The following is a 26,213-nucleotide window of genomic DNA, read 5'->3' as shown; positions in this document are numbered from 1 at the left end:
CAACTTTGCCCTCCTCAAGCACCCTCAGGTGCTGAGCGACGTGGACGCGCGCAGGCTGCAGCCGGTGATCCGAAAGCTGCCGTCAGGCTGTAGTTCGAGCGTGTAGACCGCCTCATAGTCCTTGCCATCCGGGCCGACGATCAGCACCTGCTGGATGATCGAGGTCGGGCTCGTCTCGCGAACCTTGCCGAAGGAGTAGGTCTGCGGTTGGCGCACCGGCGGGTAGCCGTTGGTCACCATGTTCATGAAGGTATCGACAGTTGGAAAGATGCGTTTCACATTTGGTGCGGCAAAGCTGTAGGCCGTCGCTCCGTCGTTGGCGATGAAGGCCTTCAATTGACCATCGATGACCGTTTGCGCCGCCTTGACTTCGGCGTCGCCAGCAAAGGCCTGGGATGCGAAAATGAATGGAACGACTGCGAATGCGAAAAACGCGCGGCGCATGGCCTGTCTCCGTTGTCCCTGAGAAATCGCTGTCCGAGGTACATGATACTATACGCTTTGCAGTGCTCGAGGGTTTCAGCCGAGCGCAAACATTCGGCGCCGCGAGCTGTGTCCAGACCGAGAAAGCATTGTCGAGGCTAGAACAGCCTGAGCGATGGCCGATGCTTGAAAGCCAGGCGGCAGTCTGCCACAAGGGCCGCTCGATTTTACCTAGAGCGTGCGATGTTGGGCAGGACCAGGCAATGAAAGCATTTTTCGTGCAGATAAAGTGCGATCTGGGCAAGGCCTATGACGTTGCCAGCGCCCTGGCCGATGCCGAGATCGCTTCCGAAATCTACTCGACAGCCGGAAACTACGACCTGCTCGCCAAATTCTATGTCGACGACGAGGAAGACATCGGCCACTTCGTCAACGAGAAAGTGCAGATTCTTCCCGGCATCAAAGACACGTTCACGGTCGTCACCTTTCGCGCGTTTTGATCCGCATCCGGCATCTGCCCGGACACGAAGCAAAGCCTGACTACGGCCCTATCGGCACTGCCTTAATTTTAGGCAAGAGCGATATACTGATCGCCGGCGCCCACCAAATCACCGATTGCGCTTGATTTTCTCCAACGAGGCCAGTGAAATGGCGCCACAGGGGAGTATACGATTGGCAGCGTTCGATGAAATGCTTCCGGAAGTTTCCGGGCTGAGAAAACCGTATTCGGCTTACGATCGCTGGCTGAAGGAACAGGACCCGGCCAGGCTTAACGAGAAGATGCAGGACGCCGAACGCGTCTTTCGCAAGACCGGCATCACATTCGCCGTTTACGGCGAGCAGGAAGCATCGGAGCGGCTGATACCCTTCGACATCGTTCCGCGCATCATTTCCGGCAACGAATGGCGACGGCTGACGCAAGGCATCGAGCAGCGCGTCCAGGCGCTGAACGCCTTTCTCGACGACATCTACCATCGTCAGGAAATCTTGCGTGCCGGCCGCGTGCCGAAGGAGTTGATCGCCAAGAACGAGGCGTTCCTGCCCGAAATGATCGGGGTGCGGCCGCCGGCCGGCGTCTATACCCATATCATCGGCGTCGACATCGTACGCATCAGCGAGAACGAGTTCTACGTGCTGGAGGACAATGCGCGCACGCCGTCCGGCGTCTCCTACATGCTGGAGAACCGCGAGACGATGATGCAGCTCTTTCCCGAGTTGTTCCAGCAGATCAAGGTGCGGCCGGTGGAGAATTATCCGCAGCTCTTGCGCCAGTCGCTGGCCGCAGTGCGGCCGCAAAGCACCAAGGGCGCGCCGACCATTGCCGTGCTGACGCCGGGCAGCTTCAACTCGGCCTATTTCGAACATGCTTTCCTTGCCGACCAGATGGGGGTGCAACTCGTCGAAGGGCAGGATCTGCGCGTCGTCGATGGCCATGTCGCGATGCGCACGACCGAGGGCTACAAGCAGATCGACGTGCTCTACCGGCGCGTCGACGACTCGTTCCTCGATCCGCTGACCTTCCGCCCGGACTCAGCCCTTGGCGTGCCGGGCATTATGGACGTCTACCGCGCCGGCAATATCACGATCGCCAATGCGCCCGGAACCGGCATTGCCGACGACAAGGCGATCTATTCCTACATGCCCGAAATCGTCGAATTCTACACCGGCCGCAAGGCGATGCTCGGCAACATCCCGACCTGGCGCTGCTCGGAACCGGACAGCCTGAAATATGTGCTGGAGCACATCGACGAACTGGTGATCAAGGAGGTCCACGGGTCCGGCGGTTACGGCATGCTGGTAGGACCTGCGGCGACCAAGAAGGAATGCGAGGATTTTTCCAAAAAGCTCGCGGCAAAACCGTCGAACTACATTGCCCAGCCGACGCTGGCGCTGTCGACCTGTCCGATCCTGACGGACAAGGGGCTGGCGCCGCGCCATGTCGATCTGCGCCCCTATGTGCTGGTGTCCGACCGTATCCAGATCGTGCCCGGTGGACTGACGCGAGTAGCGCTCAAGGAAGGCTCGCTGGTCGTCAATTCCTCGCAAGGCGGCGGCACGAAGGATACTTGGGTGTTGGATGATTAGAGCGAGTGAATAGTGAGTAGCGAATAGCGAATAGTGAGTAGCGAATAGGGAAGAGGGGCACCAACACGACTATTAACTCTTACAGGGACTTGATTGTTTGGAAGGCGGCCGTTGAATTGGCTGTAGATTGCTATTCGGCAACGAAAGCCTTTCCGAGCAGCGAAGTTTACGGGATGACGTCTCAGATACGGCGATCATCTGTATCGATTGCGGCAAATGTCGCCGAAGGGCACGGGCGAGAAAACACGGGATCGTTCGTTCAATATCTTCGCATAGCGCAAGGTTCTTTCAAAGAGTTGGAAACGCACCTAATCTTGTCTGGAAGGGTAGCGCTGATGGTTGAGCAGGACGTATTGCGTTTGCTTGGCCAGGCCGATGAGATCGGGAGAATGCTGCGTTCGATGATCAGGAGTCTGCAACAGAAATCATGAAGCCGATTTTCCCCTATTCGCTATTCGCTATTCGCTACTCACTCAGCATCGAGGCACGTTGACATGCTTCTCGGCCGCACCGCCAACGGGCTCTATTGGATGAACCGCTATATCGAGCGGGCGGAGAACATGGCGCGGTTGGTGGATGCCGGCCTGCGCATGGCGCTCACTCGCACGCAGAATGCTTCGGAGGAGTGGAATTCGGTGCTGCTCAGTGCCGGCTCGGACGCCAGCTTCACGCAGAAATATTCGGACTACACCGCCGCCAATGTCGCCGACTACCTGCTGCGCGATACGTCGAACCCGTCGAGCACGATGTCGTCTATCGAAACGGCCCGTAACAATGCCCGCATGGTGCGCACAGCATTGACGCGTGAAACCTGGGAAAGCATCAACGAAGCCTGGATGTCGCTGAAACGGATGTTGGCCAAGCCGATCGACGAGCGCGACCTGCCCAGCGCGCTCGACGCAATCAAGCGCGAGACGGCGCTGATCCGCGGCTCGTTCTACGGCACCATGCTGCGCAACGAGATCTTCGATTTCTCGCAGCTCGGCACCTATGTCGAACGCGCCGACAACACCGCGCGCATCCTGGACGTGAAGTACTATGTTCTGTTGCCGTCGATCTCCTGGGTCGGCTCGACGCTCGACAACTACCAGTGGGAATCGATCCTGCGCTCGGTGTCGGCGCACCGCTCCTACCGCTGGGTCTATGACGCCGACTACAAGCCGAGCAACATCGCCGACTATCTGATCCTCAATGTCCGCATGCCGCGCTCGCTGACCTTTTGCTACCGCTTCCTGACGGAGCATCTCAAATTCCTGGGTGACGACTATGGTGAGCGCCACGCCTGTCATGCGACGGCCGCCAAGACCCATTCCATGCTGACGGCCGGCTCGATCAAGGATATTTTCGACGCCGGCCTGCACGAATTCCTGGCCAATTTCATCCGCGACAACACCAGGCTCGGCGATGAGATCGCGCAGGATTACAGGTTCTATTGAGCATGATCCCAAAAAACGAAGACCGGTTTTCGGTAAGGCTCATGCTCCAGGGACGAGAGCGATGCGGCTGAAGATCACCCACCGGACCGAATACCGCTACGATGCGCCGGTGCATTATCTGTTGCAGCGTTTGCGGCTGCTCCCGGTGAACGGGCGCACCCAGACGGTGCTGTCCTGGGCGCTGAAGATCGAAGGCGCGCGCGAGGAAGTGCGGTTCACCGACCATTTCGGCAATGATACCCGGCTGTTGAGCGTCGAGGGCGAGCGCGACTTCATCACAGTCGAAGCAGCTGGCGAAGTGGTGACGCGCGATACCGCCGGTGTCTGCGGACCGCATCAGGGTTTCGCGCCGCTCTGGCTGTTCGGCCATGAAACGCCGCTGACGACGATCGGCAGCGGCATTCGTGAGCTTGCTGCCTCGGTGGGCAAGGGCACCGACATCGAAAGGCTGCACCGGCTAATGGCCGTGATCGGCGAGCGTGTCGCTTATACACCCGGCACCACCAACGCGACGACGCCGGCCGAAGAGGCCCTTGCGCTCAAGACCGGCGTTTGCCAGGACCACAGCCATATCTTCGTTGCCGCGGCTCGCGCCATGGATTTCCCGGCGCGCTACGTCAGCGGCTATCTGATGATGGATGCAGCGATCGAGCAGGCGGCAAGCCACGCTTGGGCCGAGGCGCATGTCTCGGGCCTGGGCTGGGTCTCCTTCGATGTCGCCAACGGCATTTCTCCCGACGAGCGCTATGTAAAGGTGGCGATCGGCCGCGATTATCGCGACGCCACGCCGGTATCGGGAATTCGGCTGGGACAGGCGGAAGAACAGCTTGCGGTCACCGTCACCGTGGAGCAGTAATCCCGGCAAGATTGTTGCCAAAGAGATTCGATGACCTATTGCGTCGGCCTGAAGATCGATCGCGGGCTCGTGTTCATGTCGGACACGCGCACCAATGCCGGCATGGATTCGATCTCGACCTTCAGGAAGATGCATGTCTGGGAGGAGCCGGGCGAGCGCGTCATCGTTTTGATGTCGGCCGGCAATCTGGCGACAACCCAGGCCGTAGTCAGCCTGCTCGACGAACGCACCAAGGCAGTGGCGGAGCGCCATGCCACGCTGCTCGAAACGCCCTCCATGTACCAGACAGTCCGGTTGGTCGGAGACACCGTCAAGGAGGTCATCGCCAGTTCGTCGCCGGCCGGCGAAAAGGCGGATTCCTATTTCAACGCCTCCTTCATCCTCGGCGGTCAGATCAAGGGCAGCGCGCCGCGCCTGTTCATGATCTATCCGGAAGGCAATTTCATCGAATCGACCGACGATACGCCGTTCTTCCAGATCGGTGAGACCAAATACGGCAAGCCGATCATCATCCGGACCTACGAAAAGACGATGAGTTTCGCCGAGACGGTAAAGCTGTTGCTGGTGTCGTTCGATTCGACGCTGAAGTCGAACCTGTCGGTCGGCCTGCCGCTCGACCTGCTGTTCTATGAAAAGGACACTTTCAAGGTCGGCCTCAAAAAGCGAATAAACCATGACGATCAATATTATCGCACGATCTCGGATAGCTGGTCGAACGCGCTGAAGACCGCCTTTGCGAGCTTGCCTGATTTTCCCGAATGAAAACCTTCGTTTTTCGTGCTCTTTGATCGCGGCTCGCTGAGGCGCTACGGAGGCGAAGATGAATAGCAACGAATTCCGCGAATGGTCGCTGCGAGCGGCTGAATGGGGCGCCGACTACAGAAACAGCCTTCGCGAAAGACCGGTGCGGCCGCTTGTCGAGCCGGGCGAAATCTTCAAAAGCATCGATGTCGCGCCGCCGGAAGACGGCGAAACGATGCAGGCAATCTTCGCCGATTTCGAGCAAAAGATCCTGCCGGGCATGACGCACTGGCAGCATCCGCGTTTCTTCGCCTATTTTCCGGCCAATGCGGCCCCGGCCTCCGTCGTGGCCGAGTATCTGGTTTCCGCAATGGCTGCGCAATGCATGCTCTGGCAGACCTCGCCGGCCGCAACCGAGCTCGAGATGCGGGTCGTCGAGATCGGAAGAGCACACGTCTGAANCAACAAGAGCGGCCTGCAAGGCCAGCCGATCGTGCGGGTCTATTCTTCCGACCAAGTCCATACTTCCATAGACCGGGCGATCTGGGTGTCGGGCATCGGCGAGGCGAACCTCGTGCGCATTCCGGTCGCCGGACGCTTTCGCGCCATGCAGACGGCGGCTCTGGAAGCGGCGATCGTCACCGACCGCGAAAACGGCATGCTGCCGGCCGGCATCATCGCCAGCGTCGGCGGCACCAGTACCGGCGGCACCGACGATGTCGCGGCTGTTGGCGCGGTGGCGAAGCGGCACGGGCTCTACCTGCATGTCGATGCCGCATGGGCCGGCTCCGCCATGATCTGCCCCGAGTTCCGGCATTTCTGGGCCGGCGCCGAACATGCGGATTCGATCGTCTTCAATCCGCACAAATGGCTGGGCGCACAGTTCGATTGCTCGATGCAGTTCGTTCGCCAGCCGGAAGACCTCGTGCGTACGCTGGCGATCAAGCCCGAATTCTTGAGAACACATGGCCGCGACGGGGTCATCAATTATTCCGAATGGTCGGTGCCGCTCGGACGGAGGTTCCGCGCGCTGAAACTTTGGTTCCTGCTGCGTGCACATGGCTTGGAAAATCTGCGAACCATGATCCGCAATCATGTCGCCTGGAGCGAGAGCCTTGCCGCGCGGCTGGCTCGGGAACCGGATTTCGAGATCGTAACGGAGCCGATGCTGTCGCTGCTCTCGTTCCGGCATCTTACGGCTGCGGGCATCGACTCTGACAAGCACAATTTGCGGTTGGTCAGCGCGATCAACGATGACGGCCGCATCTACCTGACGCAGACTCGGGTGGACGGGCAGGTGGCGATCCGCTTTCAGGTCGGGCAGTTCGAAACGACTGCGGCGGACGTCGATACTGCTTTCGAGGTCATCACTGAGATCGCGCGGGGCCTGAGTTGATAGCCTCGTCGAGATTGCGCCGGAGCTTTTCTCTCTGCAGTCGCCCGATTTTCATTAGCCGGCTCATACCTGTTCATGGCTTTCGTTTTCAGCTATAGACGAGAAAAACGAAAATGAGAGGTTGCTAGATGTATCTGTCGCCGCGTCATTCCGAAATCATCCAGATGGCCAAAGATCATGGCCGCGTACTGGTCGAGGAGTTGGCGACGCATTTCAACGTGACGCCGCAGACGATCCGCAAGGATCTCAACGATCTCTGCGACCAGCGGCTTTTGTCCCGCATTCATGGCGGGGCATTGTTCCCGTCCGGCATCGAGAACATGGAATATGAGGCCCGGCGCAAGATCGCCGCCGAGGAGAAGGAGGCGATCGGCCGCGCGGCAGCCCGGCTGATCCCTGACAACGCCTCTCTGTTCATCAATATCGGGACCACGACGGAAGCGGTCAGCAAGTCGCTGCTCGATCATATTGGCCTGATGGTCATCACCAATAACATCAATGTTGCCAACAGAATGCGCATATATCCTTCGATCGAGGTGGTGATCGCCGGCGGTGTCGTGCGCGGTTCCGACGGCGGCGTGGTCGGCGAGGCAGCGGTCGATTTCATCAGGCAGTTCAAAGTCGATTTTGCGGTGATCGGCGCCTCGGCCATCGACCATGACGGCGCACTGCTCGACTTCGATTTTCGCGAGGTGAAGGTGGCTCAGGCGATCATCGCCAACGCGCGGCATGTGATCCTGGTGTCGGACCAGACCAAATTCGAGCGCACCGCGCCCGTCCGCATCGGCCATCTGTCGCAGGTCAACACCTTCATCACCGATCGTTGCGACATCCCGTCGGTGCGCAAGATCTGCCAGGAGGCAGAGGTTCAGCTGATCGAAACGTCGCTCTCCTAGAGATGCCGCTGCGGCATCTGCCGCCGATCATATTTCGTTTGACATTCGTTATCATTTCGAAATAATCCCGCCACGGTTTCGCAAAACTCAAAAATGCTGCAATGCGAAATCGAGGGAGGACTTCTTTGGGCGCATCACCGATCCACGACATTTTCGTCATCGGTGGCGGCATCAATGGCTGCGGCATTGCCCGCGATGCCGTTGGGCGTGGCTTTTCGGTCTTCCTTGCCGAGATGAACGATCTGGCCAGCGGAACCTCTTCCGGCTCGACCAAACTGATCCATGGCGGCTTGCGCTATCTCGAATTCTACGAATTCCGCCTGGTGCGCGAAGCGCTGATGGAACGCGAGATCCTGTGGAGGAACGCGCCGCATATCATCTGGCCGATGCGCTTCGTGCTGCCATACGCCAAGGGGCTGCGTCCGGCCTGGCTGATCCGGCTCGGGCTTTTTCTCTACGACCATATTGGCGGGCGCAAATTGCTGCCGCCGACGAAAACGCTGGACATGGCCAAGGATCCGGCCGGCAAGCCGCTGAAGCCGCTTTTTCGAAAGGCGTTCGAATATTCCGACGGTTGGGTCAACGATGCCCGGCTGGTTGTGTTGAACGCCCGTGACGCTGCCGAGCGCGGTGCAACCGTTCGAACCCGAACAAGGGTCGTCAGCGCACGCCGCGAAGGCAATCTCTGGACGGTCAGGCTTGAAAACGTGCGGACCGGCGATACCGAGGAGGTCAAGGCGCGGCTGCTGGTCAATGCCGCCGGCCCGTGGGTCGATCAGGTGCTTTCAGCCACCGTCGGCTTGAACGACGTGCACAATGTCCGCCTCGTGCAAGGCAGCCACATCGTCGTTGGCAAGAAATTCGACGACCCACGCGCCTATTTCTTTCAGAACAAGGACGGGCGCATCATCTTCGCCATCCCATACGAAGACGAGTTCACGCTCATCGGCACCACCGACCGGGACTATCCCGGCGATCCGCACGACGTCAGGATCAGTGATGCCGAGATCGACTATCTCTGCGCTGCGGCAAGCGAATATTTCGCGCAGCCGGTCAATCCGTCGGATATAGTCTGGACCTATTCCGCGGTGCGCCCGCTCTACGACGATGGCGCCTCAAAGGCGCAGGAAGCCACCCGCGACTATGTGCTGAAGGCCGATGGAGGCGAGGGTGCCGCCCCGATCGTCAACGCCTTTGGCGGCAAGATCACGACCTACCGCCGATTGTCGGAATCGATGCTCGAGAAGATCGAGGGTTTTCTCGGCAAGCGCGGCAAACCATGGACGGCAAACGCGCCGCTGCCCGGCGGTGACTTTCCCGTCACCGGCTTCGATGCCGAGGTGGCGAAACTGAAAACGGCGTACCCGTTCCTCGACGCGCGGCTGGCCCGCCGGTTGACTCGGCTCTACGGCACCCGCGCAAGGAAGCTGCTGGGCCTCGCCAAGTCGAACGTCGATCTTGGCCGCAACTTCGGCGCCGATCTCTACGAAGCCGAGGTGCGCTACCTCGTCGAAAACGAATGGGCGATGACCGCCGAGGATGTATTGTGGCGCCGGACCAAGCGCGGCCTGCGTCTCAGCCGTGAGCAGGCGGCAGTGCTCGACGAGTTCATGCGCGGAATAAGCCGGCAGCACGTAGCGGCTGCCGAATAGGGACGGCCGACTAATGCAGAAAGCCTGGGAGGAGGCATCATGCTTGAACTGAGAAACGTGACGAAGACGGTGGGTGCGGCGGAACATATCCGCGACGTCTCGCTGACGCTTCAGCACGGCTCGCTCAACGTCCTGCTCGGGCCGACGCTCTCCGGCAAGACCAGCCTGATGCGGCTGATGGCGGGCCTCGACGTGCCGACCTCCGGCTCGGTCTGGTTCGATGGCAAGGATGTCACCGGCATGCCTGTGCAAAAGCGCAACGTCGCCATGGTCTACCAGCAATTCATCAACTATCCGGCGATGACGGTCTACGAAAACATCGCCTCACCGCTGCGGGTGGCCGGCACGGATCAGGCAACGATCGACAGGGAGGTGCGCAATGCCGCCGCCCTTCTCAAACTCACGCCCTATCTCGATCGCACGCCTCTCAGTCTGTCGGGCGGCCAGCAGCAGCGCACCGCGCTGGCCCGCGCCATCGTCAAGAATGCCAGCCTCGTGCTGCTCGACGAGCCGCTCGCCAACCTAGACTACAAGCTGCGCGAAGAATTACGCGCGGAACTGCCGAAGATATTCGCGGCCGCCGGCACAATCTTCGTTTATGCCACGACCGAGCCGCACGAGGCCTTGCTGCTCGGCGGCAACACGGCGACGCTTTCCGAAGGCAGCATCACCCAGTTCGGGCCGACCATCGAAGTGTTCCGCAAGCCGGTCGATCTGGTGACGGCGAGAACCTTCGCCGATCCGCCGCTCAACACCATCGTGCTTGCCAAGAAGGGCCTGGATTTCCTGCTCGAGGGCGGCGTGAAATTGCCGGTGCCGGCCGAACTCTTCGGCATTGCCAATGCGATCTATACGATCGGCTTCCAGCCTCATCATCTTTCCCTCGATCGGCCCGACGCCGCCGCGGTGCCGGTGCGCGCAAAGGTGACGATCACCGAGATCACGGGATCGGAAAGCTTCATCCATCTCGATTTTGCCGATGCGCGCTGGGTCATGCTGACCCACGGCATTCGCGACTTCGAGCCGGACGAGGAGGTCGAGGTGTTCATCGACCCGCGCCACATCATGGTCTTCGACGAGCACGGCCGCGCCGTGGCCGCGCCGAAGCTGGCGGCTTAGGAGGAAGCGATGGCGCGCATCGATGTCAATCATATCCGCCACTCTTATCTGCAGAACCCCCGCACGGATGCCGATTTCGCGCTGAAGGAAGTGCACCACACGTTCGAGGATGGCGGCGCCTATGCGCTGCTAGGCCCGTCCGGCTGCGGCAAGACTACGCTGCTCAACATCATTTCGGGATTGCTGCATCCCTCGCACGGCCAGTTGCTGTTCAACGGCAGGGACGTGACCAATCTGTCGACCCAAGAGCGCAACATTGCCCAGGTCTTCCAGTTCCCGGTGATCTACGACACGATGACCGTCTACGACAATCTGGCGTTCCCGCTGCGCAATCGCGGCGTGCCGGAGGCCGACGTCGACCGCAAGGTGCGCGAGACGCTGGAGATGACCGGGCTGGCCGATATGGCCAAACGAAAGGCGCGCGGACTGACCGCCGATCAGAAGCAGAAAATCTCGCTCGGACGCGGGCTGGTGCGCTCCGACGTCAATGCCATCCTGTTCGACGAGCCTTTGACCGTCATCGACCCGCATATGAAATGGGTGCTGCGCTCGCAGTTGAAGCAGCTTCACCGCCGCTTCGGCTACACCATGGTCTATGTCACGCACGACCAGACTGAGGCGTTGACCTTCGCCGACAGGGTGGTCGTCATGTATGACGGCGAAATCGTGCAGATCGGCACACCGGCGGAGCTGTTCGAGCGCCCGCGCCACACCTTTGTCGGCTATTTCATCGGCTCGCCCGGCATGAATGTCATGCCGGTGGCGATCGACGGCAAGACCGCGAAGCTGGGCTCGCAGCAGATCGAACTGCCGGGCGTGCCCAAGGCGGGCGGCGGCGCCATCGAGCTCGGCATCCGTCCCGAATATGTGCGCCTGGGCAGCCAGGGCATGGCCGTCCGGGTCAGCAAGGTCGAGGACGTCGGCCGCCACAAGGTGGTCCGTGCCAATCTCGAAGGGCGCGAGATCGCCGCCATCATCGGCGAGGACGAGACAGTTCCGGCTGATCCGAAGGTGCGGTTCGACCCGGCCGGCATCAACATCTATGCCGATTCCTGGCGCGTCGAGATGGGAGCCTGAAGTGGAAAAGACCTGGAACAACAGAGCCTGGTTCCTGGTGCTGCCGGTGCTGCTGCTGGTGGCGTTCTCGGCGGTCATACCGCTGATGACGGTTGTCAATTATTCGGTGCAGGACACTTTCGGCAACAACGTCTTCTTCTGGGCCGGCACCGAGTGGTTCGAGGAACTGCTTTCCTCCAGCCGCTTCTGGCAGGCGATGATCCGCAACCTTGTCTTCTCCTTCATCATCCTGGCGATCGAAGTGCCGCTCGGCATCTTCATTGCGCTCAATATGCCGAAGAAGGGTTGGGGCGTGCCTGTTTGCCTTGTTTTGATGGCGTTGCCGCTGCTGATCCCGTGGAACGTCGTCGGCACCATCTGGCAGGTGTTCGGGCGCAACGACATTGGCCTGCTCGGCTATTACGTCAACGCGCTCGGCATCGACTATAATTATGTGCAAGATCCTTATGACGCCTGGGTCACGGTCATCATCATGGACGTCTGGCATTGGACCAGCCTCGTCGTTCTGCTCTGCTATGCCGGCCTGGTCTCGATCCCGGATGCCTTTTATCAGGCGGCCAAGATCGACGGTGCCTCGCGCTGGGCGGTGTTCCGTTACATCCAGCTGCCGAAGATGAACCGCGTGCTGCTGATCGCCGTGCTGCTGCGCTTTATGGATAGCTTCATGATCTACACCGAACCGTTCGTGGTGACCGGCGGCGGACCCGGCAACTCGACGACCTTTCTTTCGATCGATCTCGTCAAGACGGCGCTCGGCCAGTTCGACCTCGGCCCGGCGGCGGCGATGTCGCTGGTCTACTTCCTTATCGTCCTGTTGTTGTCATGGGTGTTCTACACCGTGATGACCAATTACGACGCGGAGCGCTGAGATGAGCCGCGCTGACGAAAGAGCCGACAGAGTGAGCGAGACGACAGCTTCGCAAGGATTAGCCAGCACGCTGCGGCAGGACGAGATCGCACGGCTGATGCGCCGTCGCGGCGAGGAGTCGCGTTGGTGGTGGATCGTGCCGACGCTCTACATCATCGTTCTGCTTTTGCCGATCTACTGGCTCATCAATATGAGCTTCAAGACCAATGGCGAGATCGTCTCGTCGCTGACGCTCTACCCGCACGCACCGACATTGGCGAATTACCGCACCATCTTCACCGACGCGTCCTGGTATTCGGGCTACATCAACTCGATCACCTATGTGGTTATGAACATGGTGATTTCGGTGGCCGCAGCACTGCCTGCTGCCTATGCTTTTTCGCGCTATCGCTTCCTCGGCGACAAGCATCTGTTCTTCTGGCTGCTGACCAACCGCATGGCGCCGCCGGCGGTGTTCGCGCTGCCATTCTTCCAGCTTTATTCGGCCTTCGGCCTTATCGACACCCATATCGCCGTGGCTCTGGCGCATTGCCTGTTCAACGTGCCGCTGGCGGTGTGGATCCTCGAAGGCTTCATGTCGGGGGTGCCGAAGGAGATCGATGAGACCGCCTATATCGACGGCTATTCGTTCCCGCGCTTCTTCATCAAGATCTTCATGCCGCTGATTGCGAGCGGCATCGGCGTGGCGTGCTTCTTCTGCTTCATGTTCTCGTGGGTCGAGCTGCTGATCGCCCGCACGCTGACGACCACGGACGCCAAGCCGATCGCCGCGACCATGACCCGCACCGTTTCGGCCGCCGGCATGGATTGGGGGCTGCTCGCCGCAGCCGGCGTGCTGACGCTGATTCCCGGCGCGCTCGTCATCTGGTTTGTGCGCAACTACATCGCCAAGGGCTTTGCCCTGGGGAGGGTATGATGGAGCAGGTCGACAGAAGCCCATGGTGGTGGGCCGTGCTGTTTCTCGCCCTGGTCGTCGTGGCCTGGGTGGCCCTTCAAATCGATTTCGTGGCAATAACGGTAGGCTTCAGCGATCCGGCCAATATCCGCCTGTGGGGATTTAACCTCTCGTCCAACCTCGATTTTTCGTGGATGGCGTGGACGTGGCCGACCGCGGCCTTCTTTGGAACCATCTTTCTGCTGCTTTGCGGCATGGCGGTGTGGGAATACGTCTCGCCGGGCGGCAATCCGCGCGTCGGCGTGCTGCGCTTCGAAACGACGCGCGGCGACCGCTTGTTCCTGTCGCTGCTTGGCAGTGCCTTTATCCATCTCGCTTGGCTGGGTCTAGTCGGACCCAATCTGTGGTGGGCTCTCGCTCTCTCCGTGGTCTACGCCGTCGGCGTGTTCCGCTACGTATAGAGGGGGAAACTGTTGGAACGGCGGCGTGCCGGCCGCCGATCCAGATCGCACTTTGAACTTAACAGTGGAGGAAATACATGCGACGGCAATTCTTGACATCAACAACTGCGCTTGTCCTGTTGCTCGGGGCAAGCAACGCCTATGCCGGAATGGACGAGGCCAAGGCCTTCCTGGACAAGGAAATCGGCGACCTGTCGACGCTCGACCGCGCCGGCCAGGAAGCCGAAATGCAATGGTTCATCGATGCCGCGAAACCTTTCGCCGGCATGGATATCAAGGTGGTTTCCGAAACCATCGCCACGCATCAGTATGAATCGCAGGTGCTGGCGCCGGCCTTTACAGCCATCACCGGCATCAAGGTTACGCACGACGTCACCCAGGAAGGCGACGTTGTCGAGAAGATCCAGACCCAGATGCAGACCGGCCAGAACCTCTATGACGGCTGGGTCAACGATTCCGATCTGATCGGCACGCACTGGCGCTACCAGCAGGTGCGCAACCTGACCGACTGGATGGCAGGCGACGGCAAGGATGTCACCAATCCGAATCTCGACCTGAAGGATTTCATCGGCACCTCGTTCACCACCGCGCCCGACAAGAAACTCTACCAGCTTCCTGACCAGCAGTTCGCGAACCTCTACTGGTTCCGTTACGACTGGTTCAACGACGAGAAGAACAAGGCGGACTTCAAGGCCAAATACGGCTACGACCTCGGCGTGCCGGTGAATTGGTCGGCCTATGAGGACATTGCAGCGTTCTTCACCGGGCGTGAGATCGACGGCAAGAAGGTCTACGGCCATATGGACTATGGCAAGAAGGACCCGTCGCTCGGCTGGCGGTTCACCGACGCCTGGCTGTCGATGGCCGGCAATGGCGACAAGGGCATTCCGAACGGTCTGCCCGTCGACGAATGGGGCATCAAGGTCGACGAGAATTCGCGTCCGGTCGGTTCCTGCACGGCGCGCGGCGGCGACACCAATGGTCCGGCTTCCGTCTACTCCATCCAGAAGTATCTCGATTGGCTGAAGGCCTATGCACCGGCGGAAGCCCAAGGCATGACCTTCTCCGAATCGGGGCCAGTTCCGGCGCAGGGCGCGGTTGCCCAGCAGATCTTCTGGTACACCGCCTTCACCGCCAGCATGGTCGACGCCAGCGCCAAGGCCGTGCTGAACGACGACGGCACGCCGAAGTGGCGCATGGCGCCGTCGCCGCATGGCGTCTACTGGAAGGACGGCATGAAGCTCGGCTATCAGGACGTCGGTTCCTGGACGCTGATGAAGTCGACGCCGACCGACCGCGCCAAGGCCGCCTGGCTCTACGCGCAGTTCGTCACCTCGAAGACGGTCGACGTGAAGAAGAGCCATGTCGGCCTGACCTTCATCCGCGAGAGCACGATCCACGACAAGAGCTTCACCGAACGTGCGCCAAAGCTCGGCGGCTTGATCGAGTTCTACCGCTCGCCGGCGCGTGTCCAGTGGTCGCCGACCGGCACCAACGTGCCGGACTATCCGAAGCTGGCACAGCTCTGGTGGCAGGCGATCGGCGATGCTTCGTCGGGCGCCAAGAGCCCGCAGGAAGCGATGGACTCGCTCTGCGCCGAGCAGGAAAAGGTGATGAGCCGCATCGAGAAGTCGGGCGTCCAGGGCGATATTGGCCCGAAGATGGCCGAAGAGCATGACCTCGCCTACTGGAACGCCGACGCGGTCAAGAAGGGCAATCTCGCTCCTCAGCTCAAGATCGAGAACGAGAAGGAAAAGCCGGTCACCATCAACTACGACGAGCTGGTGAAGAGCTGGCAGCAATAGGACCGTTTGATGCGGGCGTCCGCGCCCGCATCGCCATGCTCAGGGGAGGCGGCATGTTGCCGTCTCCCCTGTTTGCGTGAACGGCTCCGCGCCGTCTGGCGTCGAGACACCGTAGCACCTTTGAATTCGCTTCGACGGGAGAGAGAATGACCGGATACATCCTTGCAATCGACCAGGGGACGACATCGAGCCGGGCGATCCTGTTCGCCGACAAGATGAAGGTCGTCGGCAGCGGGCAAAAGGAATTCACTCAATATTATCCGGCCTCCGGCTGGGTCGAGCACGATCCCGAGGAGATATGGGCAAGCGTCGTGGAAACGGTGAAGGCCGCGCTGAAGACAGCTGGCCGCAACGCAGCCGAAGTCGCCGCGATCGGCATTACCAACCAGCGCGAAACCGTCGTCATCTGGGACAAAGAGACCGGCAAGCCGATCCACAACGCGATTGTCTGGCAGGACCGCCGCACCGCGCCGCTATGCCAGAAACTGAAGAAGCTGGGGCTGGAGAAGAAATTCACAAAAAAGACCGGCCTGCTACTCGATCCCTATTTCTCCGGCACCAAGATCGCCTGGATGCTGGACAAGGTGAAGGGCGCCAGAAAACGCGCCGAGAAGGGCGAACTGCTGGCCGGCACCATCGACAGTTTTCTGATTTGGCGCCTGACTGGCGGCAAGGTCCACGCCACTGACGCCACCAATGCCTCGCGCACACTGGTCTACAACATCGAACAAAATGCCTGGGACGACGAGCTGCTGGCCATTCTTGGCATACCTGCAAGAATGCTGCCGCAGGTGAAAGATTGTGCCGATGATTTTGGAATCACAGACAAAAGCCTGTTTGGTGCAGAGATCAGAATCCTCGGTGTGGCCGGCGACCAGCATGCGGCGGCGATCGGCCAGGCCTGTTTCGATCCGGGCATGATGAAATCCACCTACGGCACCGGTTGCTTCGCGCTGCTCAACACCGGCAGCGATCTGGTGCGTTCGAAGAACCGGCTTTTGACCACCATCGCCTATAGGCTGAACGGCAAGACCACCTATGCACTGGAGGGCTCGATCTTTATCGCCGGCGCCGCCGTACAATGGCTGCGCGACGGCATCAAGGTGATCGGCAAGGCCGAGCAGAGCGGCAAATTGGCGGCGGAAGCTGATCCAACGCAGAACGTCTATCTGGTGCCGGCTTTCGTCGGGCTCGGCGCACCGCACTGGGATGCCGAGGCGCGCGGCGCCATCTTCGGGCTGACCCGCAATTCGGGGCCGGCGGAATTTGCCCGCGCGGCACTGGAATCCGTTGCCTTCCAGACCCGCGACCTGCTTGACGCCATGCGAAAGGACTGGAAGGGCGCCTCGGCCAAGACCGTGCTCAGGGTCGATGGCGGCATGGTGGCGTCGGACTGGACCATGCAGCGGCTGGCCGACATTCTCGATGCGCCGGTCGACCGGCCGACAATTCTCGAGACGACGGCGCTTGGTGCGGCTTGGCTGGCCGGCTCGAAGGCGGGTGTCTGGCCGAAGGCCGCGGAATTCGCCAGGAGTTGGGCGCTCGAGCGCCGGTTCAAGCCGGACATGGATGCTTCGACACGTGCCGCCAAGCTGGCAGGTTGGCGCCACGCTGTACGCAGGACGCTCAGTACTCAATAGGCAGGGATGCCACCGGATACGCACTAATGAAACACCCGCGCCGTTTCGGGCGCGGGCCTGCAGCCTCTAATCTAATGCATGTCGCGCAAACAGCGGTTTTGCGATAGCGCGTCGCATGAGGCCGATCGAACGCGACGCGCTTTAGGACTCAGTAAGGCGACCGGCACTGCCGGCGCGGACCGTAGTTGGGCTGGTAAGTGTTGTCAGAAGCGCGATAGCTCCGATAACGGTCGTAGCACCACTGCACGTGGGCATCGCCACGATAGACACGATTCTGGCTGTTGACGATAGCGCCCGTAATCAGCGCTCCGGTGGCGAAGGCGGCCAGCGGGAACCAGTAGTCACCGTGACGGCGATAGCCGCGACGATATTCGCGATAGCCGCGATGGCCACGCCAATACATGCCATCGTCACGCGCAAAACTGCGCCGGGAGAAATCGCGACGCGAGAAATCGCGGTTGAAACTCCGGTGCCTCCGCCACGGCTCGTACTGGACGGTCTGGACATTCGAGGTGATCCCCTGGGCCGGGGGCGCATAGCTGGGCTGAGCGTTGACTGGCACGATCTCCGCGGCAGCGAATGAGATCGAAAGAGTGGTCGCCAGCAGGCCCGACATGATCCTATTCATGATCTTCTCCTTGAAACGCATGTCCCTTATCGCGGGAAACGGGCAGGCTGCGCAAATTGTTCCGCCAAAAATCCCAAGTTGCTGATCCGCAAAGGTTCTCCCGATTTGCTGCTTGCCTTTGTCGCCATAGAGGGCGAGCTTCGGCCTTGCGCGAGAGGGAGGCAGTTCCGTCAACGCCGAAGCGCTCCGCAAGGCATGATGACACTGCTGGAAAGCCCGGTGTGCGAGCCGTCTTTTTCCGGTTGACCGGCAGAGGCACTCTCCCTATGTTCCGCGCAATTTCGAGGGCGGCCTTTCTGAGCCCGCGGGAGCGCGTAGCTCAGCCGGTAGAGCAACTGACTTTTAATCAGTAGGTCATGGGTTCGAATCCCATCGCGCTCACCAAAATCCAGATGTACGGCCCGGAGACATGGGTAACAGTTTGTACCTAAGAGATGGGTGACAACCTCGTGCCGAACGCATGCGGTGGCCTTAACCACCCGCCCCATCGTCCATCATCGTGCCGGTGAGCGCCTCATAGGCTCTGCTGCACAGCTGCGAATGCGGACAATCCTTCACGATAAGCGCCGGCACCACCGTGAGAACCGCTGCGGCAAGGATTTGCGGGCAAAGACCGACGGCGCTTACCTTTCTGCCGAACACGCCGGCCAGGAAAAAGTAGAGACCCTGGGCCATGCAGGCTGCCGTCAGAATGCCCAGAAGCGTGCTCGTCCCTCTTGCGAAGGGCGTTGTATAGCTGTCGGGAAAACCCAGCGTGCCGAGATCCATCGACCATTGCAGCGCCAGCACGACGCTCAATGCCGCCCAAACGAAGGCCGTCTTACGAGTGAACAGCGTCCGCTTTGGTTTGTTGCTTAGATCGGTCATGAAATCACGTCTGAATGCGCGCCGGGACATGCGCAAGCTCCCGGTCAAATCAGCGAGACACTACCGCCGGCATGGCGTTCGAGCCGGCCGGCGAGGTCGAGCTCCAGCAGCACCATGAACACTTGGGCGGGATGCAGGCCGGTGTGGCGGATGATCTCGTCGACTGCTACCGGCGTCGGGCCGAGTGCCTCGACGACGCGGTCGCGGTCATCCTCGCGCGGCGGCGGCGTTGCCGGAAAGTCGGGCGGCTCTTCAAGCGGCGATGTCCTTGGCGCCCAGGCGCCGACCAGCGGCGCGATCGCACTGGTGACATCGGCGGCCTCGGTGACAAGGGTGGCGCCGTCCTTGAGCAGGCCATTGGTGCCGGCGGCGCGCGGATCGAGCGGCGAACCGGGAACGGCGAAGACCAGTCGGCCCATCTCACCGGCAAGCCGGGCGCTGATCAGCGAGCCGGAGCGCTGTGCGGCCTCGACCACCACCAATCCCAATGCGGCGCCAGCAACAAGCCGGTTGCGGCGCGGAAAATCCTGCGCGCGCGGCTGCCAGCCAAACGGCATTTCCGAGACGATGGCGCCACCGCGCTCGGCAATCTCGTCGCACAGCCCGGCATTTTCGGGCGGGTAGGGCAAATCGATGCCGCCGGCGAGCACACCGATCGTGCCGGTCGAAAGGCTGCCCTGGTGCGCGGCCGTATCGATGCCGCGCGCCAAGCCGGAGACGATGCCATAGCCGTCGCGGCCGAGATCCGCCGCCAGCATCCGCGCCATCTTGATGCCGGCCAGCGAGGCGTTGCGAGCGCCGACGATGGCGACCGCGGGCAAGCGGAAAACCGCACTACTGCCCCTGACCGCGAGCAACGGCGGCGGATGGTCCATGCTCTTCATCAGCGGCGGATAATCCGCCTCGCCGATGCCGACGAAGCGGGCGCCCGCCCGCCTGGCTGCCTCCAGCTCGGCCTCGGCCTCGGCAATGGACGGAATGCGGACGATTTTTTTGGCGCCACCCGAAATCATCAGCTCCGGCAGCATCGCAAGCGCTGCTTCGGCCGAACCGAACCGGTTGATCAGGTCGCGAAAGGAAGCCGGGCCGACATTCGGCGTGCGGATCAGGCGAAGCCAGCTCAGCCGCTGCCGGTCGCTGAGGCGCGGCCCGGCGGCGGGCTCGCTCACTCCTTTGCCCCGATCTTACCCTCGGTGCCGGCAAGCAGCCGCGCAATGTTGGCGCGGTGCTTTATGATGACGATCAGGCTCATCGCCGCGAAAAGCCCGGCAATCTGCGGCGTGCTCAGGAAGTACAAGGCCACTGGCACGACGACCGCTGCCGTCAATGCCGCCAGCGAGGAGTAGCGGAACAGGAAAGCCACCGCGAGCCAGACAACGGCGAAGATCACCGCCACCTGCCAGGCAAGGCCGATCAGCACGCCGACGTAGGTGGCGACACCCTTGCCGCCCTTGAAGCCGAGCCAGACCGGAAAGAGGTGGCCTAGAAACGCACCGAAACCGGCCCAGAGTCCGAGCTCAGGTGCAAAGCGGCCGGCGATCAGCACAGCCGCGGTGCCTTTAAGGGCGTCGAGCAGCAGGGTGGCCGCCGCCAGACCCTTGTTGCCGGTGCGCAGCACATTGGTGGCGCCGATGTTGCCGGAGCCGATGTTGCGCACGTCGCCGAGGCCGGCGGCACGGGTGATCAGCAGCCCGAAGGGGATCGAGCCGAGAAGATAGCCGAACACCAATGCCAAGACGGGACTGTAAGCCATTGTTCCCCCGAAGTTTCCTTGGCTGAACGGATTTGAAGGCGTGACGCCTGTTCCGTCCTAGGCCGAAAACACTGTGCGGCCCGCCACCATCGTTTGCAAGACTTTGCCTTGCAGCCGCGCGCCTTCGAAACAGGTGTTTTTCGAGCGCGAGCGGATGCCGCTCTCGCTGACGATCCATGGCTCGTCCAGATCGACGAGTGCAAGGTCGGCCAAAGCCCCCGGTTTCAGCGTGCCGCCGGGCAGGCTGAACAATCTAGCCGGCGCGGTGGATAAGGTCTCGACCAGCCGGAGCAGCGTCACGTCGCCATTGTGATAGAGCCGCAGCGCCGCGCCCAGCAGCGTTTCCAGCCCGATGGCGCCGGCCGCAGCATCGGCGAAGGGCAGGCGCTTGGTGTCGACGTCCTGCGGGTCGTGCGAGGAGACGATGAGGTCGATGGTGCCGTCCTTGACCGCCTCGATCATCGCCAGCCGGTCTTCCTCGGCGCGCAGCGGCGGCGTCAGCCGGAAGAAGGTGCGGTACTCGCCGACATCATTCTCGTTGAGCGACAGATTGTGGATCGACACGCCTGCTGTGACGTTGGCGCCGTCGGCTTTTGCGCGCGCTACCGCGTCTGCCGCCATAGCCGTCGAGATCTTGGCAGCGTGATAGGAGCCGCCGGTCAGGCGAGCCAGCGCGAGATCGCGCTCCAGGGGGATTGATTCGGCCTCGCGAGGAATGCCGGCAAGGCCAAGCCAGCTTGCGTAAAGGCCTTCGTTCATCACGCCGGCCGAGGCGAGATCGGCGTCCTGGGTTTCATGCGCGATGACGCCGTCGAAATCGCGCGCGTAGGTCAGCGCGCGACGCATCACCAGCGCGCTGGCAATAGAATGCCGGCCGTCGGTGAAGGCGACCGCTCCAGCCTCGCGCAATAGGCCGAATTCGGTCATCTCGCGGCCTTCCAGCCCCTTGGTGATCGCTGCCGCCGGAAAGATGTTGACGATTGCCGTGTCCTTGGCGGTGCGCAGCACAAACTCGACCAGTGCGACATTGTCGATCACCGGGTCGGTATCGGGCATCATGACGATTGAGGTGACGCCGCCCGCCGCCGCAGCAATGCTCGCCGATGCGATGGTTTCGCGGTGTTCGCCGCCCGGTTCGCCGATGAAGACACGTGCATCGATCAGGCCGGGGATGATCGCCTTACCAGCGCACTCGATGATCGTGGCGTCTTCGGGCGCGCCCTGGTTCAAGGCCGCCTTGCCGGCGGCAACGATTTTGCGCCCTTCGACGATGACGGTGCCTATCTCGTCGATGCCGCGCGATGGGTCGACGATGCGGGCGCGGCTGAAGACCGTTATGCTCATGCGCCGTGGCCCTCGTGGTTTCGACGGGGGTCGAGCAGCGCTTCCATCACCGCCATGCGCACGGCGACGCCCATCTCAACCTGTTCCTGGATAACGCTTTGCGGGCCGTCGGCGATCTCGGAGGCGATCTCGACTCCGCGGTTCATCGGGCCGGGATGCATGACCAGCGCACCGTCCTTGGCCGCTTTCAGCTTCTCGGCGTCGAGCCCGAAATAGCGGAAATATTCGCGCACCGAGGGTACGAAAGCGCCTTCCATGCGTTCGCGCTGCAGGCGCAACATCATCACCACGTCGGCGTCCTTCAGACCCTCGCCCATCGAGCGGGTGACGATGACGCCCATCTTCTCGATGCCGGCGGGCAAAAGCGTCGAAGGGGCGACGACCCGTACTTGGGCACCGAGTGCGTTGAGCAGAATGATATTGGAGCGGGCCACGCGCGAATGCAGGATGTCACCGCAGATCGCCACGATCAGCTTCGACAACGGACCCTTGGCGCGGCGGATGGTCAGCGCGTCGAGCAGCGCCTGCGTTGGATGTTCATGAGCGCCGTCGCCGGCATTGACCACCGAGCAGCCGACCTTTTGAGCAAGAAGTGCCGCCGCGCCCGCCGATTGGTGGCGGATGATCAATATGTCGGGGCGCATGGCGTTCAGCGTCATCGCGGTATCGATCAGCGTCTCGCCCTTCTTCACCGACGAGCTTGCCACCGACATGTTCATGACGTCGGCGCCGAGCCGTTTGCCGGCCAGCTCGAACGACGATTGCGTACGGGTCGAGGCTTCGTAGAAGAGATTGATCTGGGTGCGGCCGCGCAGCGTCGATGTCTTCTTGTCCGATTGCCGCGAGATGGCAACGGCCCGGTCCGCCCGGTCGAGCAGAAGCTCGATGTCGGCGGGGGAAAGATCGCGGATGCCTAGAAGATGGCGGTGGGGATAAAGTGGAAGGGACGATGCGTCAGTCATCTCAAGTCGCTGCTATAGGGGGGAGGCTCCGCGGCTGCAAGCACCGGCTTGGGATTGGATCGGTTCTCCCCGGTATTTTCGTCGCGCGCCGCCGGCCATAGGCTATAAACCGCGATGACTTTGGATTCGCAGACTTCAGGTGATAAGGACGAAGCGTGACCGACGACGTGACCAACCAGCCGCCGCCGCTGGCCGGCGGCAACGCCTGGCGGGGCGATCCGTTGCTGATCCAGCTTGCCGAGCGCTTTTCCGATCCGGTGCGCAAGGACCTCGACGGGCTTGGCCGTTTCGTTTTGACGCATGAGGCGCAGGAACTGGCCCGTCTTGCCAATGTCGAGACGCCGAAGCTCAGGACCCATGATCGCCAGGGCCGGCGCATCGACCAGGTCGAGTTCCACCCCGCCTATCACGCGCTGATGCGCCGCTCGGTCGCCAACGGGCTGCATTCGTCGGTCTGGGAGAATGGCGACGCCGAGATCGGCCGCCGCCACCAGGTGCGCGCCGCGCGCTTTTACCTCACGGCTGAGCTCGAAACCGGGCATCTTTGCCCGATCACCATGACCAGCGCTTCGCTGGCAGCGCTGATGGCCAGCCCGAAACTGTTTCGCGAATGGGCGCCTCGGGTGACGACGCGCAAATACGATCAGGGCCAAAAGCCGCCGGTCGAAAAAGCCGGGCTGACGCTCGGCATGGGCATGACCGAGAAGCAAGGCGGTACCGATGTTCGTGCCAACGTCACCAAGGCCGAGCGCGCCGGCAGCGGTTTTTATCGCCTGACCGGCCACAAATGGTTCATGTCGGCGCCGATGTCGGATGCCTTCCTGGTGCTCGGACAGGCGCCGGAGGGACTGTCGTGCTTTCTGGTTCCCCGCTTGCTTGGCGACGGATCCGGCAACGGCTTCCGCTTTCAGCGGCTGAAGGACAAGCTCGGCAACCGCTCCAATGCGTCCTCCGAGGTGGAATTCGTCAATGCAATCGGCGAGATGGTTGGCGAGCCCGGCGCCGGCGTGAAGACGATCATGGACATGGTGACCCTGACGCGGCTCGACTGTGCCGTCGCCTCCTCGGCGATCATGCGGGCCGGACTGGCCGAGGCCGTCCACCACACGCGCCACCGCCAGGTGTTCGGAACCAATCTGATCGAGCAGCCGCTGATGCAGCGTGTGTTGGCCGACATGGCGCTCGACGTTGCCGCCGCTACCGCGCTGTCGTTCCGGCTGGCGCGCTCCTTCGACGAGGCGGCCGGCGACCGCGGCGAGGCGGCCTTCGCCCGCGCCATGACGCCGGTCGTCAAATACTGGGTCTGCAAGATTGCGCCGCCGCTGCTCTATGAGGCGATGGAATGCCTCGGCGGCAATGGCTATGTCGAGGAGGGGCCGCTCGCCCGCTACTATCGCGAAGCTCCGGTCAACGCGATCTGGGAGGGTTCAGGCAACGTCATGGCGCTCGACGTGTTGCGAGTGCTCGGCCGCGCGCCAGGCCTGTTCGATGACGTGCTGGCCGGCATCGACCGCGATCTCGGCGCTGGCGGACGCGGCACCGTCGGCGTGCTCAAGGCAGCAATGCAGGTCGCTGCAACCGACGAGGGCTCAGCGCGGCTGTTGACCGAGCAATTGGCATTGTCGGCGGCGGCGGCAGAGCTTCGCAGGCTGGGGGCAGGGCGGATCGCCGACGCCTTCGTCGAGACGCGCCTCGCCGGCCAGTGGCGCAACACCTATGGAATGCTCGATTCGCGCCACGATGCGCGGATGATCATCGACACGCTCTACCCGCCGATCAACTAGTGCCGTCGCCCGGGTCGTAGCCGCTTTTTTTCGCGCGCCCTGTGGATGATCGTTAACCTTAACAAATGGTTTCCATTGCGGCGGCCGGTGGCAAAGCCCAGTGTTATGGTTAAGGCAAGGACTGTTCGGCTGAGCGGTCTTTGTCCTGCGAAGCAGGAGCGTCATGCGGCATATTTTGAGCTCTTTTCTGGCATTGCATTGGGCGGCCGTTTTCGCCCTGCTGGCGTTCATCTGCATCGATGGGAATCGTGGCGTCGCGGCGGCCCTTGGCGTGCTCGGCGTTCCCGTCCAGAACACTCGCTTTGCCGATCTTGAAAACGCCGTCGTCGTGGCGCCGCTCGCCGTGGCATTGCTTGTCGTCGCGGTGCTGTTCTGCTGGGCCTTTGTTGAAGCATTGACCAGCGACGCCACCAACCCGGACCCAGCCGACAGTGTTGTGCGGATCGCCTTCATCTCGGCCTCGGGCGTGCTGTCGTTGATCGTCATCGGCGGCGCTGCGCAAGGTATCAATGGGCTGTTCATGGTTGTCGCCGTGCAATTGGCGGCACTTCTGGCGTCATATGTCGCGATGCTCGCCGAGCGGCGCTCAGCCGCTGCCGCGGCAGTTCCAGTGACCGGCGAAATCCGCGCGGCCGCGCATATCATGGCCAAGGCAGCGGCGTACAATTCCTCGCTTGCGCGCATTTCGGGCCGGCCGGATTCGAGGGACGATCGCTGATGCGCACCTTGTTCGCGCTGTGGGCGGCTCCGCTCCTCCTGTTCTGGGGCTGGTTCTTTCTGTCGCTCAACGACATCAATTTCGGCTATGTCATGCTGAGCCGCCAATTGCACGATCTCGTTTTCCAGCTTTATGGGCAGATGCTCGGCGTCGATCCGGCGCTCATCCCGGGCATGGTGGCGAAGGCTTGCGTCTTCGACGGCCTACTGCTGATGGCGTTCTGGGCATTTCGCCGCCGCAAGGCGATCGGCAGCTGGATCAAGGCAACGCGCAATCGCTATTTCGACCAGGCATCGACTCCGAGCGCCTGAAGCCGGTCGAGAACACCCTGCAGGATGAAGGCCGCCGCCGCTGAATCGATCTTGCCGGCGCGTTTCTTGCGGGAAAAATCCATCTCGATCAGTGTCCGCTCGGCCGCCACCGTCGACAGCCTTTCGTCCCAAAAGACGAACGGCAGATCGGTCAATCCAGCCATGTTGCGGACGAAAGCGCGGGATTTTTGGGCGCGTGGGCCTTCCGAGCCGTCCATGTTGATGGGGAGGCCGATCACCACTGCGCCGGCATTTTCCTTCTGCAGCAGAGCGAGCAGCACCGCGGCATCGAGCGAGAATTTCTTGCGCATGATGACAGGGCGCGGGTGCGCGAAGGACAAGCCGCGGTCCGAAACCGCCACGCCGATCGTCTTGTCGCCGAGGTCAAGCCCAGCCAGGGTCTTGCCGCCGCCGAGCCGGCCCGGCAACTCCTCGATCGTGATGATGCCCAACGGCTTTTCCTTTGACCGCGACGCCGCACTTCCTATACGCGCAA

26 protein-coding genes, 1 tRNA gene and 1 pseudogene are annotated in these 26,213 nt (G+C 61.7%); 20 read left to right on the top strand and 8 right to left on the bottom strand.

Features of this window, described 5'->3' with window-relative positions; genetic code table 11:
- Window positions 1–24: 24 nt before the first annotated feature.
- Entirely contained in the window at window positions 25–444 is a 420-nt protein-coding gene (locus X760_RS47550; RefSeq protein ID WP_023717782.1) for a DUF4864 domain-containing protein, read from the bottom strand.
- Window positions 445–686: 242 nt separating this feature from the next.
- On the opposite strand from X760_RS47550, the gene X760_RS47545 reads away from it, so the two are divergent.
- The 16 genes and pseudogenes from X760_RS47545 (at window position 687) to glpK (ending at window position 17,350) form a co-directional block, all read left to right on the top strand.
- Complete coding sequence (locus X760_RS47545) at window positions 687–923, top strand: Lrp/AsnC ligand binding domain-containing protein (protein WP_023674883.1); 237 nt, start codon at window positions 687–689, stop codon at window positions 921–923.
- Between the two features lie 172 nt (window positions 924–1,095).
- Window positions 1,096–2,508 (top strand): circularly permuted type 2 ATP-grasp protein, encoded by a 1,413-nt coding sequence (locus X760_RS47540; protein WP_023717781.1) that lies wholly within the window; start codon window positions 1,096–1,098, stop codon window positions 2,506–2,508.
- Between the two features lie 44 nt (window positions 2,509–2,552).
- Complete coding sequence (locus tag X760_RS47535; RefSeq protein WP_348633209.1) at window positions 2,553–2,939, top strand: four helix bundle protein; 387 nt, start codon at window positions 2,553–2,555, stop codon at window positions 2,937–2,939.
- Window positions 2,940–3,002: 63 nt separating this feature from the next.
- Window positions 3,003–3,944, top strand: a complete 942-nt coding sequence (locus X760_RS47530; RefSeq protein ID WP_023717779.1) for an alpha-E domain-containing protein — start codon at window positions 3,003–3,005, stop codon at window positions 3,942–3,944.
- 61 nt (window positions 3,945–4,005) lie between these two features.
- Complete coding sequence (locus X760_RS47525; protein WP_023717778.1) at window positions 4,006–4,800, top strand: transglutaminase family protein; 795 nt, start codon at window positions 4,006–4,008, stop codon at window positions 4,798–4,800.
- A 30-nt stretch (window positions 4,801–4,830) separates the two neighbouring features.
- Complete coding sequence (locus X760_RS47520; protein ID WP_023717777.1) at window positions 4,831–5,562, top strand: peptidase; 732 nt, start codon at window positions 4,831–4,833, stop codon at window positions 5,560–5,562.
- A 58-nt stretch (window positions 5,563–5,620) separates the two neighbouring features.
- Window positions 5,621–6,937, top strand: a pseudogene (locus X760_RS47515) (pyridoxal-dependent decarboxylase).
- A gap of 128 nt (window positions 6,938–7,065) precedes the next feature.
- Window positions 7,066–7,833, top strand: coding sequence for a DeoR/GlpR family DNA-binding transcription regulator (locus tag X760_RS47510; RefSeq protein ID WP_023717776.1), 768 nt, complete (start codon window positions 7,066–7,068; stop codon window positions 7,831–7,833).
- A gap of 125 nt (window positions 7,834–7,958) precedes the next feature.
- On the top strand, window positions 7,959–9,485 hold the full coding sequence (gene glpD, locus X760_RS47505; protein ID WP_023717775.1) for a glycerol-3-phosphate dehydrogenase: 1,527 nt from the start codon (window positions 7,959–7,961) through the stop codon (window positions 9,483–9,485).
- Window positions 9,486–9,524: 39 nt separating this feature from the next.
- Window positions 9,525–10,604, top strand: a complete 1,080-nt coding sequence (locus tag X760_RS47500) for an ABC transporter ATP-binding protein (RefSeq protein WP_023717774.1) — start codon at window positions 9,525–9,527, stop codon at window positions 10,602–10,604.
- A 9-nt stretch (window positions 10,605–10,613) separates the two neighbouring features.
- Entirely contained in the window at window positions 10,614–11,681 is a 1,068-nt protein-coding gene (locus X760_RS47495; protein WP_023717773.1) for an ABC transporter ATP-binding protein, read from the top strand.
- Between the two features lies 1 nt (window position 11,682).
- The gene (locus tag X760_RS47490) at window positions 11,683–12,549 is read left to right on the top strand and encodes a sugar ABC transporter permease (protein WP_023674893.1); all 867 of its coding nucleotides are present in this window, start codon (window positions 11,683–11,685) and stop codon (window positions 12,547–12,549) included.
- Between the two features lies 1 nt (window position 12,550).
- A complete protein-coding gene (locus X760_RS47485) occupies window positions 12,551–13,465 on the top strand; it encodes a carbohydrate ABC transporter permease (RefSeq protein ID WP_023717772.1) in 915 nt (304 codons plus the stop codon).
- A gap of 173 nt (window positions 13,466–13,638) precedes the next feature.
- The gene (locus X760_RS0137275) at window positions 13,639–13,905 is read left to right on the top strand and encodes a DUF2160 domain-containing protein (protein ID WP_031193610.1); all 267 of its coding nucleotides are present in this window, start codon (window positions 13,639–13,641) and stop codon (window positions 13,903–13,905) included.
- A 77-nt stretch (window positions 13,906–13,982) separates the two neighbouring features.
- On the top strand, window positions 13,983–15,710 hold the full coding sequence (locus tag X760_RS77140) for an ABC transporter substrate-binding protein (protein WP_023717770.1): 1,728 nt from the start codon (window positions 13,983–13,985) through the stop codon (window positions 15,708–15,710).
- A 146-nt stretch (window positions 15,711–15,856) separates the two neighbouring features.
- The gene (glpK, locus tag X760_RS47475) at window positions 15,857–17,350 is read left to right on the top strand and encodes a glycerol kinase GlpK (RefSeq protein ID WP_023717769.1); all 1,494 of its coding nucleotides are present in this window, start codon (window positions 15,857–15,859) and stop codon (window positions 17,348–17,350) included.
- Window positions 17,351–17,498: 148 nt separating this feature from the next.
- Here the strand turns inward: glpK and X760_RS47470 are convergent, their stop codons facing one another.
- Entirely contained in the window at window positions 17,499–17,978 is a 480-nt protein-coding gene (locus X760_RS47470) for a BA14K family protein (protein WP_023717768.1), read from the bottom strand.
- A 308-nt stretch (window positions 17,979–18,286) separates the two neighbouring features.
- Here X760_RS47470 and X760_RS47465 point away from each other — a divergent pair.
- Window positions 18,287–18,362 (top strand) — tRNA-Lys (locus X760_RS47465).
- 87 nt (window positions 18,363–18,449) lie between these two features.
- Here X760_RS47465 and X760_RS47460 read toward each other — a convergent pair.
- From X760_RS47460 to X760_RS47440, 5 genes are read right to left on the bottom strand one after another with little or no spacing between them, the layout of a single operon-like run.
- Window positions 18,450–18,845, bottom strand: a complete 396-nt coding sequence (locus X760_RS47460) for a hypothetical protein (protein ID WP_023717767.1) — start codon at window positions 18,843–18,845, stop codon at window positions 18,450–18,452.
- A gap of 44 nt (window positions 18,846–18,889) precedes the next feature.
- Window positions 18,890–20,014: a DNA-processing protein DprA gene (gene dprA, locus X760_RS47455; protein WP_023717766.1), complete on the bottom strand. Its 1,125-nt coding sequence runs from the start codon at window positions 20,012–20,014 to the stop codon at window positions 18,890–18,892.
- The gene (gene plsY / locus X760_RS47450; protein ID WP_023717765.1) at window positions 20,011–20,598 is read right to left on the bottom strand and encodes a glycerol-3-phosphate 1-O-acyltransferase PlsY; all 588 of its coding nucleotides are present in this window, start codon (window positions 20,596–20,598) and stop codon (window positions 20,011–20,013) included. The genes dprA and plsY overlap by 4 nt, the downstream gene beginning before the upstream one ends.
- A gap of 57 nt (window positions 20,599–20,655) precedes the next feature.
- Window positions 20,656–21,942 carry a dihydroorotase gene (locus X760_RS47445; protein WP_023717764.1) on the bottom strand — a complete coding sequence of 429 codons (1,287 nt, stop codon included), beginning with the start codon at window positions 21,940–21,942 and terminating at the stop codon, window positions 20,656–20,658.
- Window positions 21,939–22,904, bottom strand: a complete 966-nt coding sequence (locus X760_RS47440; RefSeq protein WP_023717763.1) for an aspartate carbamoyltransferase catalytic subunit — start codon at window positions 22,902–22,904, stop codon at window positions 21,939–21,941. Before X760_RS47440 ends, X760_RS47445 begins: the two co-directional genes overlap by 4 nt.
- Window positions 22,905–23,059: 155 nt before the next feature.
- Between X760_RS47440 and X760_RS47435 the strand changes: the two genes are divergently transcribed.
- From X760_RS47435 to X760_RS47425, 3 genes are all read left to right on the top strand, one after another.
- Window positions 23,060–24,688, top strand: a complete 1,629-nt coding sequence (locus X760_RS47435) for a DNA alkylation response protein (protein ID WP_023717762.1) — start codon at window positions 23,060–23,062, stop codon at window positions 24,686–24,688.
- 163 nt (window positions 24,689–24,851) lie between these two features.
- Window positions 24,852–25,406, top strand: coding sequence for a hypothetical protein (locus X760_RS47430; protein ID WP_023717761.1), 555 nt, complete (start codon window positions 24,852–24,854; stop codon window positions 25,404–25,406).
- The gene (locus X760_RS47425) at window positions 25,406–25,717 is read left to right on the top strand and encodes a DUF6105 family protein (RefSeq protein ID WP_023717760.1); all 312 of its coding nucleotides are present in this window, start codon (window positions 25,406–25,408) and stop codon (window positions 25,715–25,717) included. The genes X760_RS47430 and X760_RS47425 overlap by 1 nt, the downstream gene beginning before the upstream one ends.
- On the opposite strand, the gene ruvX is transcribed toward X760_RS47425, so the two are convergent.
- Window positions 25,684–26,169, bottom strand: a complete 486-nt coding sequence (ruvX, locus tag X760_RS47420) for a Holliday junction resolvase RuvX (protein ID WP_023717759.1) — start codon at window positions 26,167–26,169, stop codon at window positions 25,684–25,686. The genes X760_RS47425 and ruvX overlap by 34 nt on opposite strands.
- Window positions 26,170–26,213: the final 44 nt, after the last annotated feature.

This window comes from Mesorhizobium sp. LSHC420B00, from assembly GCF_000503055.1.
In the GTDB taxonomy this organism is placed as follows: Bacteria; Pseudomonadota; Alphaproteobacteria; order Rhizobiales; family Rhizobiaceae; genus Mesorhizobium.
The sequence above is the reverse complement of the archived record's forward strand: the minus strand, read 5'-3'. Positions and strand labels throughout refer to the sequence as shown.

Excerpts from the sequence above, each read along its gene's own strand:
- plsY (WP_023717765.1), bottom strand. The coding sequence starts at position 20,598 with ATGGCTTACAGTCCCGTCTTGGCATTGGTGTTCGGCTATCTTCTCGGC.
- X760_RS47495 (WP_023717773.1), top strand. The coding sequence starts at position 10,614 with ATGGCGCGCATCGATGTCAATCATATCCGCCACTCTTATCTGCAGAAC.
- X760_RS47520 (WP_023717777.1), top strand. The coding sequence starts at position 4,831 with ATGACCTATTGCGTCGGCCTGAAGATCGATCGCGGGCTCGTGTTCATG.
- X760_RS47545 (WP_023674883.1), top strand. The coding sequence starts at position 687 with ATGAAAGCATTTTTCGTGCAGATAAAGTGCGATCTGGGCAAGGCCTAT.
- X760_RS47440 (WP_023717763.1), bottom strand. The coding sequence starts at position 22,904 with ATGACTGACGCATCGTCCCTTCCACTTTATCCCCACCGCCATCTTCTA.
- X760_RS47485 (WP_023717772.1), top strand. The coding sequence starts at position 12,551 with ATGAGCCGCGCTGACGAAAGAGCCGACAGAGTGAGCGAGACGACAGCT.
- X760_RS47530 (WP_023717779.1), top strand. The coding sequence starts at position 3,003 with ATGCTTCTCGGCCGCACCGCCAACGGGCTCTATTGGATGAACCGCTAT.
- X760_RS0137275 (WP_031193610.1), top strand. The coding sequence starts at position 13,639 with ATGGCGTGGACGTGGCCGACCGCGGCCTTCTTTGGAACCATCTTTCTG.
- X760_RS77140 (WP_023717770.1), top strand. The coding sequence starts at position 13,983 with ATGCGACGGCAATTCTTGACATCAACAACTGCGCTTGTCCTGTTGCTC.
- glpK (WP_023717769.1), top strand. The coding sequence starts at position 15,857 with ATGACCGGATACATCCTTGCAATCGACCAGGGGACGACATCGAGCCGG.
- X760_RS47460 (WP_023717767.1), bottom strand. The coding sequence starts at position 18,845 with ATGACCGATCTAAGCAACAAACCAAAGCGGACGCTGTTCACTCGTAAG.
- X760_RS47510 (WP_023717776.1), top strand. The coding sequence starts at position 7,066 with ATGTATCTGTCGCCGCGTCATTCCGAAATCATCCAGATGGCCAAAGAT.
- X760_RS47445 (WP_023717764.1), bottom strand. The coding sequence starts at position 21,942 with ATGAGCATAACGGTCTTCAGCCGCGCCCGCATCGTCGACCCATCGCGC.
- X760_RS47430 (WP_023717761.1), top strand. The coding sequence starts at position 24,852 with ATGCGGCATATTTTGAGCTCTTTTCTGGCATTGCATTGGGCGGCCGTT.
- X760_RS47525 (WP_023717778.1), top strand. The coding sequence starts at position 4,006 with ATGCGGCTGAAGATCACCCACCGGACCGAATACCGCTACGATGCGCCG.
- X760_RS47500 (WP_023717774.1), top strand. The coding sequence starts at position 9,525 with ATGCTTGAACTGAGAAACGTGACGAAGACGGTGGGTGCGGCGGAACAT.
- X760_RS47425 (WP_023717760.1), top strand. The coding sequence starts at position 25,406 with ATGCGCACCTTGTTCGCGCTGTGGGCGGCTCCGCTCCTCCTGTTCTGG.
- X760_RS47550 (WP_023717782.1), bottom strand. The coding sequence starts at position 444 with ATGCGCCGCGCGTTTTTCGCATTCGCAGTCGTTCCATTCATTTTCGCA.
- X760_RS47470 (WP_023717768.1), bottom strand. The coding sequence starts at position 17,978 with ATGAATAGGATCATGTCGGGCCTGCTGGCGACCACTCTTTCGATCTCA.